The following is a 16,563-nucleotide window of genomic DNA, read 5'->3' as shown; positions in this document are numbered from 1 at the left end:
AGTCTTTGCAGGCTTAATGCTCTCGTTTCCCAGCTACGCACATATTTTCTATTCCAATGGTGGAAACCAGACACCTTCCGTCTTTATTGAACAAGACACAACCAAAACAAATAGGATTGTTCTGGATGTAAAGGGAATGACCTGTGCAGGTTGCGAAGCTTCAATAGAACATGAGGTTGGGATGCTTCAGGGTGTGAAGTCTGTGGATGCCATCTATGCGGAAGGTTCTGCAACCATTGAGTATTTACCATCTAAGCTCGAAGAAAAAACAATCATAGAAGCAATCAATAAAACGGGATACACAGTAATTGAGAAACCAAAGGATCAATAGGATGGAAGAAGAGATAACATTAGAATCAACGATCACTTGCCCTAACTGTGGATATCAGAAGGAAGAAACTATGCCTACGGATGCATGCCAGTACTTCTATGAATGTGAAAATTGCAACCAGGTGCTGAAACCTAAACCGGGAGATTGCTGTGTGTACTGCAGTTATGGGACTAAGAAGTGTCCACCGGTGCAAAATGGAACGTGTAATTGCTGATTATGGATGCAGGTCAAAAACCGGTTTACAAGGCGCGCATGATAGGACGAATTTTCAGATTCTGCCTTGGGCTATTCTTTGTTACAGAAGTTTGGCCAGTGTATCGTGATGTTAGTTGGGAGGGGGTCTTTATAAGACTTTCATGGGCTATCGGCCTTCTTGCTTTTTATGCCCTCCTTCATTTCGCTATTGTTCGGTTTACACCAAAAAATAGATCGAGTGCTTGGAGCTATTTTGGCTTTCGGTCCATTCCTTGCCGTTTTCTTATTGGGTTATGGAGGACCAGCAGCTACTGGAGCTTTAACCTTTCTATCCGTATCCTTAATACTAGCAGCTATCCGAGCAGATCCGGGCTGTGAAGTGATGACAATTCCAGCTATCTTTTCAGGTAAGCATACGCATTTAGCATGCCTCCTTTTCTCTCCCATCGATTGGTGTGAAAGAAAAATGAACTAATCAAGTCAACATGGAAGCGTCAGAGGTAATCCCGATTCTAAGAATATTTGACTATAAAAAAACCATTGAATTCTACGTCGATTGGCTGGGATTTAAAATTGATTGGGAACATCGCTTTCATGATGATGCACCGATCTACTTACAAGTTTCAAATGGTAATATGATACTGCACTTGACAGAGCATCATGGCGATTGTTCTCCAGGAGCGAAGGTCTTCATAAACTGCAGTGGCTTAAAGGAATTCCATAAAGGCCTAAAAAAGAAGAACTACAAATACAACAATCCTGGTATCAGTAAAGCACCATGGAAAGACCTCTGTATGGAGGTAACCGATCCATTTCATAATAAATTGGTGTTTAACGAGAAGCGGTAATTTTCTTGTTTCGAATTTTTTAGATTGGTTGTGAGTGATAATCTTCGCAACCGTTACAAATCCACACAAATAGCATTTTTATTCTGCAAAACGTATCAAGTTATGTGATTGAATTTCTAATTTCACGTACCATTATCAACCTAATCACATAAAACATTGGATAACCCTTGTTTTGACTTACTCAGTGAGTTAGAGCATCGATTATTGGAAATAGAAAACAGCAATAATTCACCTATCGATAAATGCTCACTCAAAATCACACTTTGCCAGGAACTAAACAAAACACTCAGAAAACTCTATTTCAATGCAACACTTGATACAAGTGAGAAACAAATTCATTTCTTCAAATCGGTAAAGCCCAAGTTTGTTTCAGAACTTCACTTCAACCTGGAGGTGCTGAACTACTACAAAGAGCGCCCAAGAGGAAGCAAGAAACTCAAAGGACAATTCATCAACAAGTGCATGGAGAAAGCCTCCTCATTTATGATGAAGCATTGTGAGTTCAGAAGCTACATAAATATGCAAGCTGATCATCTGGACCATGTATATTTTACCAAGCAGGATTACAGCCCAAAACTTCACGCAAGTTTTGAGTATCCGAGTGACCCCGACTTCAGCTCACCAGCCGACCCAACACTTTCATGCCTGATGGCAGCTGATCGATATCTGCAGTTCCTGAAGAATCAGAAGTTTGCTTTGAAGAACCCAACATTGGACCCAAGTTGGGAATCTCAAAAGACACTCGACTGGCACGGCTCCAAAACTGATCTGGTTGAGCTTGTATATGCCCTCCATGCTGCAGGAAAGCTAAAAGGAGACCTCAAGCATTCATTTGCGGTTATGGAGAAGGCATTGAATATCGATGTTGGGAATTACTACCGGCTTTATACCGATATCAAACTAAAAAAGAACCCTAATTCACTATTGGATGAATTGAAAACCAGCTTATTAGATAAGATCAGGCTGGAAAATCAATAATTATTTCTCCCAACTTGGGATTGTGTTGTGAATAAAGGATAGCAAGTCACAACAGCTTTGTCCATCGAAAATCAATAACAAACAAAAGATGGCAGCAACAATTATTACAACAGATGATCTAAGAGAATTCAAAATGGAACTCCTCCAGGACATCAGACAAGTATTATCAGAAGATAGTACTCAAACTAAGCAGTGGCTCAGATCCAGCGAGCTCCGGAAGATGTTGAAAATCTCTCCGGGAACCCTTCAAAACCTACGTGTCAATGGCACGCTTCCATACACCAAGATTGGTGGAGTGATCTACTACGATTACCAGGACATCCTGAAGATGTTAGAGGAAAACAAGTTCAATGCTGAGCAATGAGTTTGGAGAAGTCCCCTCTAGAGGGGGGTGACCGGAGGTCGGGGGGTGTTAACTACATCCACCACATGAACAACTGGTTTGCTAAGGTGCAAGCTGATCAAAGACTCAACCCAAGTCACATCAGCTTGTACCTGGCGTTGTTCCAGTTATGGAATTTGAACCGCTTCAGGAATCCTTTGTCAGTAGCTAGGTCAGAGTTGATGAGGCTATCCAAAATTGGATCCACAAACACTTACACGAAGTGCATGAAAGACCTGGACAGTTGGGGCTACTTACAATATCATCCTTCTTACAATCCGCTCAAAGGAAGCACTGTTAACCTGTTCACTTTTGATAAGGGTACTGATAAAGGTGGTGATAAAGGTGGTGAAAGGGTACTGCGACCTTATATAAACAGTAATAAACAGTCTAAACAAGTAAACAGTGATTCCAATTTGGAAAAAAATTATGACCAACCGCTTTAACCCAAAGGCCGTCATTCCGGACTAGTTCCGGAATCTTTAATAAGGCCTTTGAATAAGTTCTAAATATGCCCAAAACCATTACATATAAGTCAAATAAATTCTATTTCGATGAATGTCTTTCTTTTCTGAAAAAAACAGGCAAAAAAATCTATGGTCCGAAATTCAAGGTGATCGAGGAGGATCATCCAATCATCTTCAAACTCTTCACATATTTTTTTCGTGACCAGGAAAACGCCAACCTCCTCGATATAGATCTTGCCAAAGGCATCCTCCTCATGGGTCCGATTGGTTGCGGAAAAACCTCACTCATGAACATTATGCGATTCATTCGTTCTCAGCATGATCAACACCTGATGATATCCACTCGAAAAATCTCCTATGATTTCATTCAGAATGGCTACCAGGTGATTGAGAAGTATAGCGACCGGTCATTCAAATTCAAAACAGACGAGTGGATTCCAAAGCATTACTGCTTTGATGATCTAGGCGTTGAGAATAGCTTGAAGTATTTCGGCAATGACTGTAACGTCATGACTGAGATCCTCCTCTCTCGATACGACTATTTCATTTCGCATAAGATGCTCACTCATATCACCACCAACCTGGATAGTGATGAGATCGAGAAATTGTATGGATCAAGGGTTAGGAGCAGGCTAAGAGAGATGATGAATTTGATTTCCTTTTCCGTTAGTAGAGACAAAAGGCGGTAGATTTTGATTAAAGGCTTGGAGTTTGCATTTTTGTAGGAAAAAGATTAAACAAATATCGATTGAAGGTTGTAGATTTTTTTTGTGGTGCTGGGGGATTTTCGGAAGGTTTCCGTCAGCAAGGTTTTCATATATTGAAGGGTTACGATAACTACTCTCCTGCAGTTGAAACATTTAATCATAATTTTAATCTTAATCTCAAGCCTAAGAACATTTTAGATTTTCAAGTATCTCTGAAGGAGATTGAGACTATTCCAGATACTGAGATAATATTAGGCAGTCCGCCTTGTGTGAGTTTTTCGAATTCAAATAAATCAGGAAAAGCGGATAAGTCAATGGGTTTACGCCTCACTGAAACGTTTCTGAGAATCGTGGCTGTCAAAAAGTTCTCTCCTAATTCCAAGCTTCAAGCTTGGTTCATGGAGAACGTTCCCAATTCATTAAAGTATATTAAACATCAATATACCTTTAAAGACCTAGGGCTTACTGAATGGTCGAAATCGATTGGACTCAATCCAAAAGATATTGCAATTAACATTAAGGGTAACTCTGCCGTAATAAACTCTGCTGATTATGGATCTCCTCAAGTTAGAAAGCGGGCGATTACTGGTGAGATCATTTCCGTTAAAAGTCTTGTGATACCAAAGGAGACACATTCCAAACATCCTGAATCAAAGCTTCCAAAATACCGAACCCTTGCATGTGTAAAAAAGAGTTTACAAAATCCATTTAGATTCAAGAAAGGAACGGACATTTTAGACCCTTCGTACGATTTTGTAATTAAAAGTGAGAATCTATCGGATCATTTTTATGACACAGGCCTGTATAAATGTCAATGGAAAAACTCTGAATACCTAAAAAGAAATCACCCTTATATGGGACGAATGTCATTTCCGGAGAATGAACAAAAACCTAGTAGAACAATCTGCGCCACAAATATCGGTACTTCAAGAGAGTCCATAATTTATAAATCTGAGTTAGCCAGAAAAGGAGATGGAGAATTCAGAACTCATACGGTACGTGAAGCTGCGTCATTAATGGGATTCCCGATTACTTTTCAATTTGCAGGAGCTGAGTCCGCAAAATTAAGGCTTGTTGGTAATGCCGTTTGTCCCTCAGTTAGCAGGGCACTTGCAAGCACTGTGAGAAAAGTTTTAAAAAGAAAAGCTATTAGGAACCCTATTGTCCAGAAAGAAGCAAATCTCGAAGGAATAAATAATCTGAATTCCACAAAGAGAAAGGCTTTCAATAATCCTCCTAAGAAAAAGTCGGGCTCAAAATTTAGGAGACATCCATTTAAATATGGAAATATTACGGTCACACTTTCTAATTATGACATATCAAATCCAGATGAAAAAGGACAATGGATGACATCAGTTCAATATGGAAATGGTGATGGATATCCATCTGAAAATTATCCTAGTGATTATTACAAGAAACTCGAACCTATTATCAATAAGTTCGAAGACGGTGATACTTTCCTTAAAATCATCAATAATGGCTTCTCAGAAAAAATTGCTCCTTCTGAGTTAATTCAAAAGATGTATGAAGAACGTAAATCTATTGATCCGTACTTAGAACCTACTATTCTTCTGGAATCCGTAGCTGCTTTAATAAATCGTTATGATTTTACAGAACCAAACTTTGAGCAGGAGAAGAAATTATTTTTTAAGCACAAGCCTATAATTCCCAAAAAGCAAATACTAGCGCTTTACGCAATTAACAAAATCACCTCGATTGCCAACACCAACTCGCTATGATATTAAGCAAACAGACAAGAATTGAAAAAATCAAAGAAATTGTCAAAAGAGACAAAGAAAATCCATTTGGAAAATTAGAAATACCCTGGGAAGATGGATTGCGTTCGATGGAGGTTTATAAAATCCCATTGGATTATTTGATTTACAATAAATACAATGGCAGAATCCTTAGTAGAACCAAATCACTAGAAAGTCAGGATAAGAAAATTGATGTAGAAACTCCAGAAGGTAAAGGGAAGATCGAGGACTTGCTTTGGCTGTCAAAGGTAGATCGGAATGAACAGACACTTCATAGTATTAAGACAGCAGGAGGGCAACAGAAACCAGGAATAATAACCAGGGATGGGATTATTATTGATGGGAATAGACGTGCAATGCTTCTTTCTAGAAGTGGAATGTATGATTATTTCAAAGCGGTTGTATTACCAGTAACATTAGAAGAAAATCCATTAGAAATCGAAAAGCTTGAAACCACCTATCAAATGGGTGAGGATGAAAAGCTTGGATATAATCCGATTGAAAAATATCTAAAAGCAAAAGGGCTCTACAAAACGATTGCAAAAAGGGAATATTCCTCTACTGATGCCAGCCCAGATCAAGAAGCAGTTAGGAAGATATCTGAATGGATGGGAGAAGATAAATCAACCATTAAAGACTATCTCCAGATAATGGAAACAATGGATGATTATCTGGACTATTTAGAGTACAATGGAATTTATACACAGCTAGATGGCCGAGAGGATCAATTTATTAATCTAACTAGATGGCTAACAACTTTCTATGGAGAGGATAGCGCGAAAGCCTTCGATGGATACAGGGATGAAGATGTTGATGACTTGAGGACAATAGCATATGATTATATAAGAATTAAATATGAAGGTAAGAAGTTTAGAAATCTAGCCTATGGTTTAAAGGAAAACCATTACTTCGGTGATCGAGAAATTTGGTCCAGTTTTCGTGATTTTCACTTTGATCAGAAAGATAAGATTATTGAAGAGGAAATCAACTTAAACTCACCTAATCTAGAGCGCCATTTAAACGACAGAGACAAGGCATTTCTTGAGCTTTCCAAATTAGGTAAAGACAAGAGCTTCCTCCATGAAAATGATGATAATCATTACACTTGGTTGCGTAATAAGAAAGCAGCAGATGAGCCGGAAAAACTTGTAAAAAATGCGATCAGATCTCTCGAATCAATTAATCAAAATCACAAGAGCTTTTCATCGCCATCAGTTAAAACTGAGCTTAAGAGTTTAAATGAGTTTGCATCTAAGATGCTTAAGAGAAGCTCATTATTAAAATTACTTGCACACGTGGAGTCACTGCTTGAAGAAATTGATGTCAGCAAATCAAATGATGATAAAAATAAGCTAATGGAAAAAGCAAAATCCATTCAACGAATAATCTATCAATTAACCAAGGATATTAAAAAGTCCTAAAGTCAAATTCAGTGGAAATTACAATCCAAATTGATCAGAAGAATCCACAATTTATATTGCCTAATTCCGCAACGGAACTAACTCAAAACAAACGACTCCTCGTCTCACTAAAAAGGCTTGGATATTCAATTGATTCAGGAAACATTCATATACCATTTGAAGAATCAAAGAAGATTTCAACCTTGGATCAAATTCAAAGGCTCTTGGAGAAATTCGGGTATTCAAGAAAACTATCTGAAGAAACGAAAGCAAATGTTGAAAGTTATGAACGAGAAGAAAGATACTTTGAGTACTTCACTGAAATGGCTGAATCGATTCGCAATGACAAATTTGAGGAATATCCTGAGTTAGTAGAACAGTTCAAGGATTTTCAAACTGTAGTATCAGAGCAATTGACAAGGACTCTTTATCCTCTTCAACTTTTATCCGCCTTCCATATGTCCTTTGCTCAGAACTCATGCAACTTTGCAGTTCCTGGGGCAGGCAAAACCTCTATTGTATATGCCGCTTATTCTTTTTTAAAGAACCTTCCCAAAGGCGATCCTCGTAAGGTTGATTACCTAATGGTAATTGGTCCAATCTCTTCTTTTGCACCATGGGAAAATGAATATTTGGGTTGCTTTGGCCAGAATGTTAAAAGTCAAAGACTTTCTGGGGACTCCTCTATTTCAAGAGAAAGAAAGGAAGAGCATCTATACTCTGGAAATCCAGCAGAATTAACCCTCATCTTTCATGGTGGTGTAGACACACTTCGAAAAGAAATTACTGATTTTTTAACAATGAATTCTACGATGGTTGTTGTAGATGAAGCTCATAGGATAAAAAACCCTGATGGGGTTTGGGGTCGAAGTGCAGTAGAAATTTCGAAGGAAGCAAAGGCAAGAGTTGTTCTAACTGGAACACCTGTTCCCAACGGATACGAGGATCTCTACAATTTGTATCAATTCATCTATCCATTTAAGTTCAAGAAAATTTTAGGTTTCCACTATCCCAACCTTGTTGAGTTGACCAAAAATAGCAACCCGGATAGTGAACGAGTACAGAGGTTCACACAGAATATTTCACCCTTCTTTATTAGAATAAAAAAGCGAGACTTAAATCTTCCACCAACCAAAGAAAAAATCATTGAAGTTGATATGAGCTCGTATCAGCGAGAAATTTATGATTTCATAGAGACAGAGTACGTTCATTCTTTTAGATCTAACCCTGATGGGAGTGTTAAGGAAATATTAAACCGCGCAAAGTTGATTAGACTGCGCCAGGCAACAACAAACCCGTCACTTCTTGCTCGTCCTTTAAAGAATTCTCTATTAAATAATCAAGCTTATGGAGAGTATGATCCAAATTCAAGATATGCTGATTCTACTGATGAATTTATAGATGATTCTGAGTTTTTTCATCGGGTGACCAATTATCATAAAGTTGAGATTCCGAACAAGTTTATTGAGGTTCAAACGGTTGTTTCAGAAAATGCTATTAAAAAAGGAGCTAAAGCTCTGATTTGGACTATTTTCATTCAAAATGCAAAGGAACTTCAGATGTATCTTGAGCAGCAGGATATTCAATCAAGGCTCTTGATTGGTGAGACAGAGCAGTTTGAAAGGGAATCTATTATTTCAAAATTCAATGACCCAAATAATCACGATTTTCAAGTTGTTATAGCGAATCCATTTGCAGTGGCGGAATCAATTTCCTTACATAAAGGGTGTCATTTAGCTATTTACCTAGAACGTGATTATAACTGCTCAAACTTCTTACAGTCTAAAGATCGTATTCATCGAGTGGGGCTTTCACCAGATCAGGTCACTGAGTATTACTATATAATTTCATCAAACTCTATCGATGGAATTATTGACTACAAACTCCGTGAAAAAGTTGAACGAATGGAGGCCATAATTGATGAAGATATCCCACTATTCAGACGATTGGATGATGATGACGAAACTGATTTGATTAAGGCCTTAATTCTCGATTATGCTAAAAGATCTTAGTAAATATGAGAATCTAGGAACACCAAAATACCATTTTGAACTTCTCCAAACGGTCAGAAAAAATCCATCTTTCACATGGAGCACAATCGACATTGATAATCTTTTTCACAATCGGATAATTGACAATAGAACGATTTTTGATGGCTGCCTCCCTCTTTTAAAGAGCATTGGGATTGTTGAGATAAATTCAAATAAGGAATTAAGTTTTGACCCTTCATTTAACAAGTATCTGAATAGTGAAAAGCAATTGGTTGATAAGATTGTAGAAAAGCTCATGTTTTCTTTAAACGATGATCCAATCTTTCTAGAAATATTCTCTCCAAGATTTATTTCCTATGATATTGTTTATAGATCAATTCAGATAGAAAATTCAGCCTTTAGGTTAAAATATTCCAATTTTAAACAGCTTCTAATAGATTTTGGAGTAATCACTGATCACCCAACTAAACTGATCAAGAAGTTCATTATTAACTCTCGTTACAAAAAGGTTTTTGATAAAGTAATTCTACCAGAAATAAGAAAAAGGAAGATCGGAATTGATGAGTTAAAAAAATCATTGGAGTTAAGGCAGATATATGGTGAAGAAGCTGAAAAGTTCGTTTTGGCTTTTGAAGAAAAGCGATTAAGTCGTAAGAAAAAGGTGGACTGGGTTGCTGAATATTCAACCTCAGATGGTTATGATATTGCATCATTTGATTCTGTAAAGTCAACCGATCATGATAGGTTTATTGAGGTAAAATCCTATGCTGGGAAACCAAGTTTTTTTTGGTCCAGAAATGAAATTGATGTGGCACGGATTAAAAAGAAAAGCTATTATCTCTACTTAGTGAATCGTGACAAAATGAAAGAGTCGGACTATTGTCCAATTATTATACAAGACCCATTTCAAAACGTTTTAAATGATAAAACACACTGGGAGCAAAGGATTGAAAAGATAAAGTTATCCCAACTAATAGAGTAGTGTGCAGGTAAAGCGGCGTTCGTCATCAGTTGGCTTGCATCCCTCATGCCAGGCTTTCGGCACTAGTACCTAGAGCCTCAAGTTATTTCATAGTGGCTTTGGCCACCTGTCATGTAGGCTGCTTTGCCTGCCTTCTTCCTCACGGCAGTTCTTTCCGTCCTTATGGCCGCCTCCTTACATTTCGTTCCTTCGGTCACTACATTTCATTGCGGCCACCACTCGTCCGGCCACTGCCTGTGTTTGTGCTCGCCTGCTGGCTCAGTCAGATAGGATCAGCCCCACATCCACCCCTCAATCCAAAGCTGATCCACACCACCAGTCGTCCTCCTTTCAGTCCGGTCTTTTTCTGGCAGGCTTCCTTCGCACTCGCAAGCGGCTCGCGGCGCTAGGCCACCGCTAGCTCAAGGCTGTTTTACCTGATTAAGAATAGTGTATTTGGTTCTCGTTACCAGATAATTTCCTCTGGATAGTTACTTTCATCGTAGCTAACCTCTTCTAGAGGAATGCCGAACTGATTTGCTTGTTTTCGTATTTCGGAATCAAAAGATTTATACTCTGTTGACAAAGGTGAATAGTAGTTGAAGAGTTTGGGAATGTTCCTAAACCTTGATTTGCCAGGCTTTTGCCCCAGATATAGGATGTTGATATATTGTGTTATTTGTTCAAATAGTCGATTTGTGACGTCAATTCCTCCTACAATGTATCTTTTTATTAACTGAGCACCTTGCGCATCATATTGATCCAAAGACCCTTTAGTTATGTACTCTAACAAATAAATATTTGCTTGATCCATTTCGGTCGTAGTAACTAATCCAGCCTGAAATCTCAATGCATTCAAAGTAACAACCATATCTGTCCATAGATATTGAAACCCTAGGTAATCATTTTTATGTCCTCCATGGAACTCTAAATTGTCCTTCAATCTTTGCCCGGAGTACGCCTTTCGAACTTCATATGCGAAATTTAAAATTATGTTCGTTATTGGATTCTTGTCAGAATCGTTTGGTGCCTCGCACAATCTATATAATGTTTGATGCAGTTGCTTTAAGTCGCTGTAGTCGCCAAAGATTTGAATGCCAGTTCCTTTTTGTGTTGAATCTCCCCTTATCATTATTTTCAAGATAACGAATTAATGAGTTGTTGAAATCAAAAAAATAAAACAAAAATAAGTGGCTCCACACATCCAGCCGCACCAATTAAAATTGCAATGCCAGCTCATCCCACGCTGAACCAAAGCCTTGCATTTTACCCACGCCACTTCCGAAGAGAGCTTTCTTTTTTTTCTTTTTTTCTTTTAGAGATCAATTATATGGAAGGCTTTTTCAATCACATGAATCCATCAGTTATCACGAGTGTCCTTGGTAGAATGAATCAGCAGGAGTTTGAGGAATGCATTGAGTTTATCAAAGGCAAAGCATTAAACCTGCCTGATGGAAATAAGAGGAGGATGTACGTTAGGTTGTTCGTCTGGTGCCAGGCACATCAATCAAACAACTTCCCAAAAAAAGAGCCCTCATTGTTTTGAGGGCTGAATGATTATTTGACTGAATCTCTTTTCCTCCTCGAGGATTTGACCAGCCACTTCAGGAGTACCGAGATGCTGAAACTTACTATTGCTCCAACGGTTGCCAATATCACCGTCCGGAGAATGTCTCCGGCATCTATGTTCATGGCCACACTCAATAGCGTTCCTCCTACGGTACCCGCTTTTGTTCCAGACGCTGGATGATGATCACTCATCCTCCTCACATTTATCATCGACGGCTGTTTGACTAACAGCACCAAGCACTGTTCCACCGGCAACAAGGTAGCCACCGACAGTGACGATCCCTGCAGGTAGGGCAATTGGAGATGCCAGGATTGCAGCACCAGCTGTGGCCAGACTTAACCCAATAGTTCTAAGCACCTTAAAGAATTTGGGAGTGGGTGCCTTCACTCTATCAACAACGTTCATATCGATTTGCTTTTGAATAGTTAGAAATACCTCCTCATCACGATCCAAAACTTCAAAGAGGAGGTTTTGAAGTTTCTCTGTAGCCTTCTGAGATAAAGACCCGATTCCCGGAGCATCTAATTTGCTTACTGGCGCAATGCATCCTTTCAGTTCCTTCAAGGCATTGTTCGCCGGGTGTAATAAAATGCCTGATCTGTCAGGCACTTTCTCCAGGATCAAATGACTTCCCCTGGTCTGGGTGTAGCGTTTTCTTATCTCATAAGATCCTTCCGGAATGCAGGAAACATTCCTTCGGTTTTGGAGCCAGGGAAGCTCTATGGTAAAGCAGACCAGCTGCTTACCATGATAGAGCTTCCCATTAGTCCCATTCTCATGGTAGGTTCTTTTCAGAATTACTTCCATGAATCAATCTAGACTTGTGGCGCTGGAACATACTGGTCGATACCCACGATGGCCAACGGATTGTAAGCACCATTTTTCAATGGATACATAGCTCCGTTCACCTCCTGCAAGAAGTCAATTCCCAACACCAGGAAGATATCCAGCTCATTATCTGCAGTTAGGTTCACAGCCAAATCCAGCTGATTAACCACATCCGGTCCAATGACCAATTCACCGCTATCCACTTGCTGGAATTCAAACGCCTCTGTTTCAAAATCAACACCAGCTGCACCCACCAAAAACTTCATGTGCGTGGCACCTGAAGGAAAGGCGATGGTGTTACCCGGAATAAAATCTGGGATGGTCACACCACATGCTCCTGAAGCTCTATCAACTTGTGATTGATAAGGAGCATACATGGTAGCGCCCAGCTTTCCATTGATGTTGAAATCAAATCCTCCGAGGAGGTTCAAATCACCCTGGGCGATTGACCTTTGTCCCCTGGCACTGTTCGTGTCAGTTTTAATGATTCGCAACATCTCCTTGGTCAGCCTGCTTGTGACTTTGGAGTCAGATGCATTCTGCAAAAGCAGTCGCAAAGCGTTTCTCAGGATCTTTCCGGCCTTGCCGGCACGTCCAAATTCAGATCCGTTTTCACGGGTCCTTTGGAAGGCCGGATCGTTGCGGATTCGATCACCGTCCACACCACCTTTTTCCCTGGCTAAATAGCCATCTTTTGATTTGTAAAAGGACACATCCCCGATGGTTCCTTTCAGTTTAATGATACCCTTTTGTCGAGCCATAACTTTATAAAAATTTGGTTTATGGCTGAAAAAACGCATATTTAGAAGTGCATGACAATTACCGTATTCCGGCTTTGATACCATCTGACACTTATTGCCGAAGATGCCTCATGGATTAAGCATAGATGGAGTATGAAGGAAACTAAATGAAGCTAAAACGAATCATAATCTACCCGAAGGATATTCAGCGCATTACTGGTAAAAGTGAGCGCTACGGTAGGCTTATGATCAAACGAATCAAAGAGGAGCTAAAAAAAGATGATCACCAGCTGGTGACCATCCATGAGTTTTCACATTATTCAGGAATTGATCAGGAGCTCATTGAAGAGTTTATTGATTGACCGCTTTTCCGAATCCACTTGCGCCAAGTTTATCCTTCAAAGCTTTCATGTCCTCACTCACTTTTTCCTGGACCACTTTAGCGTAAATCTGTGTGGTCTTTAAGTTCTTATGACCGAGCATACTTCCTACGGATTCGATAGCCACTCCATTTGATAGAGTTACCGTAGTAGCAAACGTGTGCCTGGCCATGTGAAAAGTGATATGCTTTTTGATACCACAAACAATCGCCACTTCCTTCAGGTAAGCATTCATTTTCTGATTAGAAATCACTGGGAGTAGTTTCCCTGAGTTCACCACTTCTGGATGGCCCTCATACTTCTTCACAATCTCATCAGCGACAGGAAGCAGCGGCACATTCGAAGCAGAACCGGTTTTGGTTCTATCCACGAATATCCAGTACTCGCCATCTAGCCCCCTGGAGATATTGTCTTGCGTGAGCTTCTTTACATCGGAATATGACAAACCAGTGTAGCAGCAAAAAAGGAAGATGTCCCGAACCTGCTCCAATCTTTGAAATTCAAACTCACCTTTATACAAGCTGCCAAGTTCATCCTTCGTCAGGTATCCTTTTTTCACTTCTTTCATCGTCATTTCAAACCTTGCAAATGGATCCTTCTCCAACCACTCATTTTTGATGGCCATCAAAATGATCTTCTTCATTTGCTTGATGTATTTGATGGCTGTATTGTGCCCTATGTTCCTGACAGTTTTCAAATACATTTCGTACTCAGCTGCAAACGAATAATTGAGATCCTTCAGCGCAAAATCCTCTAGGCCATACTGATGTTTTATGAATGCTTCAGCTTGTCGGTATGCACATTTGTATCGCTCCAGTGTTCCGGCTGAATACTGCTTACCCACCTGAGCTTCGATCTGATTGTTGTGATGCCGGAATAGCTCAAGCAAGTAGTGTTGCTTGTTCGTTTTGCCCAGGAAAATATTTTTAATTGTTGTTGAAGAGATGTACTGATTGTCCTCGTTTAACTGATCAAAGATCTTTTCGAGTTTAACAATCATCTTATTTAGGTAGCTATTTATTGTCCTAGCCTCCTCGGTATTCCCTCTTATCCGTCCTGAGTTGACGTTCCATTTGTCCGGGGAAGTCTTCTTACCGGTTGATATTTCAGCTCTTTTACCATCCACAGTCACCCTTGCCCAGATCGGAGCTTCACCATTCTTTTTGTTGATTTTCTGCGTTTGCAGCCAGAATAGAACACTGAATGTATGTTGCATAATTGAAATGAATAAAATTGAACTTTTTTGAGCGTTTTTGCAGGGATCACGGGTTCATGTCCTTATATAAATGTACTCAAAAAGCATCAAAATACCTCATTTTGATGCATAAAAGGACATTCGGTGACCAATTATTGAGGTAACCGAATTGGTCACCAATTATATGAAAATACTTAGATAGTTTGAGGAGGTTGGACAATAAAAAACCCCTCATACATTTAATATGAGGGGTTATGAACAATTTGATGTTCTAAAAGTGAACTCGGAGGGATTCGAACCCCCAATCTCCTGGGCCGTAACCAGGTGCATTATCCAGTTGTGCTACGAGTCCAACAGGAGCGCAAAAGTAACAATTATGCCTTAAAATTTTCGTTAGTGCTCCATGATTCTATCTTTGCCGAAATTTTTCAAATTGGGCTTCTAATCATTTTAACAATCATTAAGAGCCATTTCAAAGAAAAAGCCGCTTCTTTGCGGCAACTAAAAAATAACAGATGAAATACGTATTCGGAGCAGTTTTAGCACTTTTGGTCATTACAGCAAGCGCACAAGAGGGTGGATGGAAGAGACCTGATATACCAGGGGACTTAATGGTGGATGTTGGGTTTAATGTGTGGTCATCCATGCCGGGTGCTCTGGAGAAAAGAACATGGTCTTCAAAATCTATTGGTCTTTACTACACAAAGCGAAAAGTGCTTACTGGAAAACTCTCATTCAACTACGGTGCAGGGCTAGGTTTGGAAAAAATGAGCTTAGGGGATTCTTCTACCTTGTTTAGCAATCGTCTTTCAGGTTCAGGAGCAAATCAAACTTTGGAACCAGTTTTGATTTTTCCTTTATCAGATACGCTTTCTTATAGCAAAAACAAACTAGCAACCACATATTTAGATATTCCTGTAGAGTTCAGATTTCATCCAATGGGTACAGAAGATGGTGAGGGGCTATTCATTGGTGTCGGTGGAATTGTTGGATTAAGACTAAATAGTCATACCAAACAAAAATATGATTATCAGGGAGAAACAGTAAGAGATAAAGTCTCAGGAAAATACAACCTCAACCCATTTCGATATGGGTATCAAATTCGTGCGGGTTTCAAGGGTGTTCATCTCTTCTACAAGAGGTATGTCTCGGACGTATTTAAGGATCCGTTTGCAGACGGGTCAAATCCGGTGCTAACAACCGTCGGCATCAACGTAACAGGATTCTAAAGAAAGATTTGGATAGTCAGGAAGCTGTAAACGAACCCAAGTATAGCTCCTGACCACACTTCTTTGGGCTGGTGGTATCCGAGGAATAATCTGCTGGAGCTGGTAAGTCCGGCCGCCATAATCAAGGCATAGAAATACCAGCCAAGGTTCACACCTAAATTCACCATGATGGCACTCACAAACCCAACCCCACTCCACATGGCTGCTGAGTGAATGCTTATTTTAAATTTGATGGTGATAATCAGCAGCAAAGCAATGAGCACTGTTACACCAATCATTATCGTCATAAAAACAGGCCCCATCTCCAGTTTCTCATCGAATAGATATGCGGAAGCTGCATAATAGAACGTAATAAAAATGAATGGAGTGATTCGCTCCCTTCGTTTGGTTAGCTCTAGGTTCGAGATGTATGCGAATGTGCGCAAAAGAAAAAGGCTCAACGCTGGCATGACGCAGGTGGTAATGAAAATCGCCAGAACAAAGGAAGGTACCGCTTGAGGCATCACCCGTGGGAAAAGCTCAGGTGTCTTGATAAACAGCATGGTACTGAGGTATGTGGCTACCAGCAGCGGGTGGAACACCACCGAGATTATCTTCATTGCTA

At 39.7% G+C, this 16,563-nt stretch carries 20 protein-coding genes and 1 tRNA gene; 14 read left to right on the top strand and 7 right to left on the bottom strand.

The features are described from left to right. The 11 genes from RLN88_RS10585 to RLN88_RS10535 form a co-directional block, all read left to right on the top strand. Nucleotides 1-331 (top strand): cation transporter (locus RLN88_RS10585; RefSeq protein WP_350221365.1); only part of this gene is annotated, 331 nt, incomplete at its 5' end. Between the two features lies 1 nt (nucleotide 332). Next, nucleotides 333-545 carry a GDCCVxC domain-containing (seleno)protein gene (locus RLN88_RS10580; protein ID WP_350221364.1) on the top strand — a complete coding sequence of 71 codons (213 nt, stop codon included), beginning with the start codon at nucleotides 333-335 and terminating at the stop codon, nucleotides 543-545. 466 nt (nucleotides 546-1,011) lie between these two features. Next, nucleotides 1,012-1,374 (top strand): glyoxalase superfamily protein, encoded by a 363-nt coding sequence (locus tag RLN88_RS10575; RefSeq protein WP_350221363.1) that lies wholly within the window; start codon nucleotides 1,012-1,014, stop codon nucleotides 1,372-1,374. A 156-nt stretch (nucleotides 1,375-1,530) separates the two neighbouring features. Continuing rightward, nucleotides 1,531-2,352, top strand: a complete 822-nt coding sequence (locus tag RLN88_RS10570) for an RteC domain-containing protein (protein ID WP_350221362.1) — start codon at nucleotides 1,531-1,533, stop codon at nucleotides 2,350-2,352. 88 nt (nucleotides 2,353-2,440) lie between these two features. After that, nucleotides 2,441-2,716 carry a helix-turn-helix domain-containing protein gene (locus RLN88_RS10565; RefSeq protein WP_348281592.1) on the top strand — a complete coding sequence of 92 codons (276 nt, stop codon included), beginning with the start codon at nucleotides 2,441-2,443 and terminating at the stop codon, nucleotides 2,714-2,716. A 245-nt stretch (nucleotides 2,717-2,961) separates the two neighbouring features. After that, nucleotides 2,962-3,180, top strand: coding sequence for a hypothetical protein (locus RLN88_RS10560; protein ID WP_350221361.1), 219 nt, complete (start codon nucleotides 2,962-2,964; stop codon nucleotides 3,178-3,180). Between the two features lie 65 nt (nucleotides 3,181-3,245). Next, a complete protein-coding gene (locus RLN88_RS10555) occupies nucleotides 3,246-3,890 on the top strand; it encodes a P-loop NTPase family protein (protein WP_350221360.1) in 645 nt (214 codons plus the stop codon). Nucleotides 3,891-3,949: 59 nt separating this feature from the next. Next, nucleotides 3,950-5,647: a DNA cytosine methyltransferase gene (locus RLN88_RS10550; RefSeq protein ID WP_350221359.1), complete on the top strand. Its 1,698-nt coding sequence runs from the start codon at nucleotides 3,950-3,952 to the stop codon at nucleotides 5,645-5,647. Then, nucleotides 5,644-7,086, top strand: a complete 1,443-nt coding sequence (locus RLN88_RS10545) for a hypothetical protein (RefSeq protein ID WP_350221358.1) — start codon at nucleotides 5,644-5,646, stop codon at nucleotides 7,084-7,086. The genes RLN88_RS10550 and RLN88_RS10545 overlap by 4 nt, the downstream gene beginning before the upstream one ends. A gap of 11 nt (nucleotides 7,087-7,097) precedes the next feature. Further along, nucleotides 7,098-9,077, top strand: coding sequence for a DEAD/DEAH box helicase (locus tag RLN88_RS10540; protein WP_350221357.1), 1,980 nt, complete (start codon nucleotides 7,098-7,100; stop codon nucleotides 9,075-9,077). After that, complete coding sequence (locus RLN88_RS10535) at nucleotides 9,061-10,038, top strand: protein NO VEIN domain-containing protein (protein WP_350221356.1); 978 nt, start codon at nucleotides 9,061-9,063, stop codon at nucleotides 10,036-10,038. The genes RLN88_RS10540 and RLN88_RS10535 overlap by 17 nt, the downstream gene beginning before the upstream one ends. Before the next feature lie 445 nt (nucleotides 10,039-10,483). Here RLN88_RS10535 and RLN88_RS10530 read toward each other — a convergent pair whose 3' ends face one another. Continuing rightward, nucleotides 10,484-11,149 carry a DUF6904 family protein gene (locus RLN88_RS10530; RefSeq protein WP_502880105.1) on the bottom strand — a complete coding sequence of 222 codons (666 nt, stop codon included), beginning with the start codon at nucleotides 11,147-11,149 and terminating at the stop codon, nucleotides 10,484-10,486. Nucleotides 11,150-11,245: 96 nt separating this feature from the next. Between RLN88_RS10530 and RLN88_RS10525 the strand changes: the two genes are divergently transcribed. Beyond that, nucleotides 11,246-11,563 carry a hypothetical protein gene (locus RLN88_RS10525; RefSeq protein WP_350221354.1) on the top strand — a complete coding sequence of 106 codons (318 nt, stop codon included), beginning with the start codon at nucleotides 11,246-11,248 and terminating at the stop codon, nucleotides 11,561-11,563. Nucleotides 11,564-11,574: 11 nt separating this feature from the next. Here RLN88_RS10525 and RLN88_RS10520 read toward each other — a convergent pair whose 3' ends face one another. From RLN88_RS10520 to RLN88_RS10510, 3 genes are read right to left on the bottom strand one after another with little or no spacing between them, the layout of a single operon-like run. Continuing rightward, nucleotides 11,575-11,778 carry a hypothetical protein gene (locus RLN88_RS10520; protein WP_350221353.1) on the bottom strand — a complete coding sequence of 68 codons (204 nt, stop codon included), beginning with the start codon at nucleotides 11,776-11,778 and terminating at the stop codon, nucleotides 11,575-11,577. Next, a complete protein-coding gene (locus RLN88_RS10515; RefSeq protein WP_350221352.1) occupies nucleotides 11,771-12,394 on the bottom strand; it encodes a DUF5675 family protein in 624 nt (207 codons plus the stop codon). The genes RLN88_RS10520 and RLN88_RS10515 overlap by 8 nt, the downstream gene beginning before the upstream one ends. A gap of 8 nt (nucleotides 12,395-12,402) precedes the next feature. Then, entirely contained in the window at nucleotides 12,403-13,176 is a 774-nt protein-coding gene (locus RLN88_RS10510; RefSeq protein WP_350221351.1) for a hypothetical protein, read from the bottom strand. 146 nt (nucleotides 13,177-13,322) lie between these two features. Here RLN88_RS10510 and RLN88_RS10505 point away from each other — a divergent pair, with 146 nt between their 5' ends. Continuing rightward, on the top strand, nucleotides 13,323-13,517 hold the full coding sequence (locus tag RLN88_RS10505) for a hypothetical protein (RefSeq protein ID WP_349563605.1): 195 nt from the start codon (nucleotides 13,323-13,325) through the stop codon (nucleotides 13,515-13,517). Here RLN88_RS10505 and RLN88_RS10500 read toward each other — a convergent pair. Together RLN88_RS10500 and RLN88_RS10495 are read right to left on the bottom strand one after the other, a co-directional pair. Further along, complete coding sequence (locus tag RLN88_RS10500; protein ID WP_349563604.1) at nucleotides 13,507-14,751, bottom strand: site-specific integrase; 1,245 nt, start codon at nucleotides 14,749-14,751, stop codon at nucleotides 13,507-13,509. The two genes, RLN88_RS10505 and RLN88_RS10500, sit on opposite strands and share 11 nt — an antisense overlap. Nucleotides 14,752-15,008: 257 nt before the next feature. After that, nucleotides 15,009-15,082 (bottom strand) — tRNA-Arg (locus tag RLN88_RS10495). Between the two features lie 163 nt (nucleotides 15,083-15,245). Here RLN88_RS10495 and RLN88_RS10490 point away from each other — a divergent pair. Beyond that, nucleotides 15,246-15,959 (top strand): outer membrane beta-barrel protein, encoded by a 714-nt coding sequence (locus RLN88_RS10490; protein ID WP_350221350.1) that lies wholly within the window; start codon nucleotides 15,246-15,248, stop codon nucleotides 15,957-15,959. On the opposite strand, the gene RLN88_RS10485 is transcribed toward RLN88_RS10490, so the two are convergent. Next, nucleotides 15,956-16,558, bottom strand: a complete 603-nt coding sequence (locus RLN88_RS10485) for a hypothetical protein (protein ID WP_350221349.1) — start codon at nucleotides 16,556-16,558, stop codon at nucleotides 15,956-15,958. The genes RLN88_RS10490 and RLN88_RS10485 overlap by 4 nt on opposite strands. Between the last annotated feature and the right edge of the window lie 5 nt (nucleotides 16,559-16,563).

Origin of the sequence: Ekhidna sp. (assembly GCF_040223195.1) — a bacterium.
In the GTDB taxonomy this organism is placed as follows: domain Bacteria; phylum Bacteroidota; class Bacteroidia; order Cytophagales; family Cyclobacteriaceae; genus Ekhidna.
The sequence above is the reverse complement of the archived record's forward strand: the minus strand, read 5'-3'. Positions and strand labels throughout refer to the sequence as shown.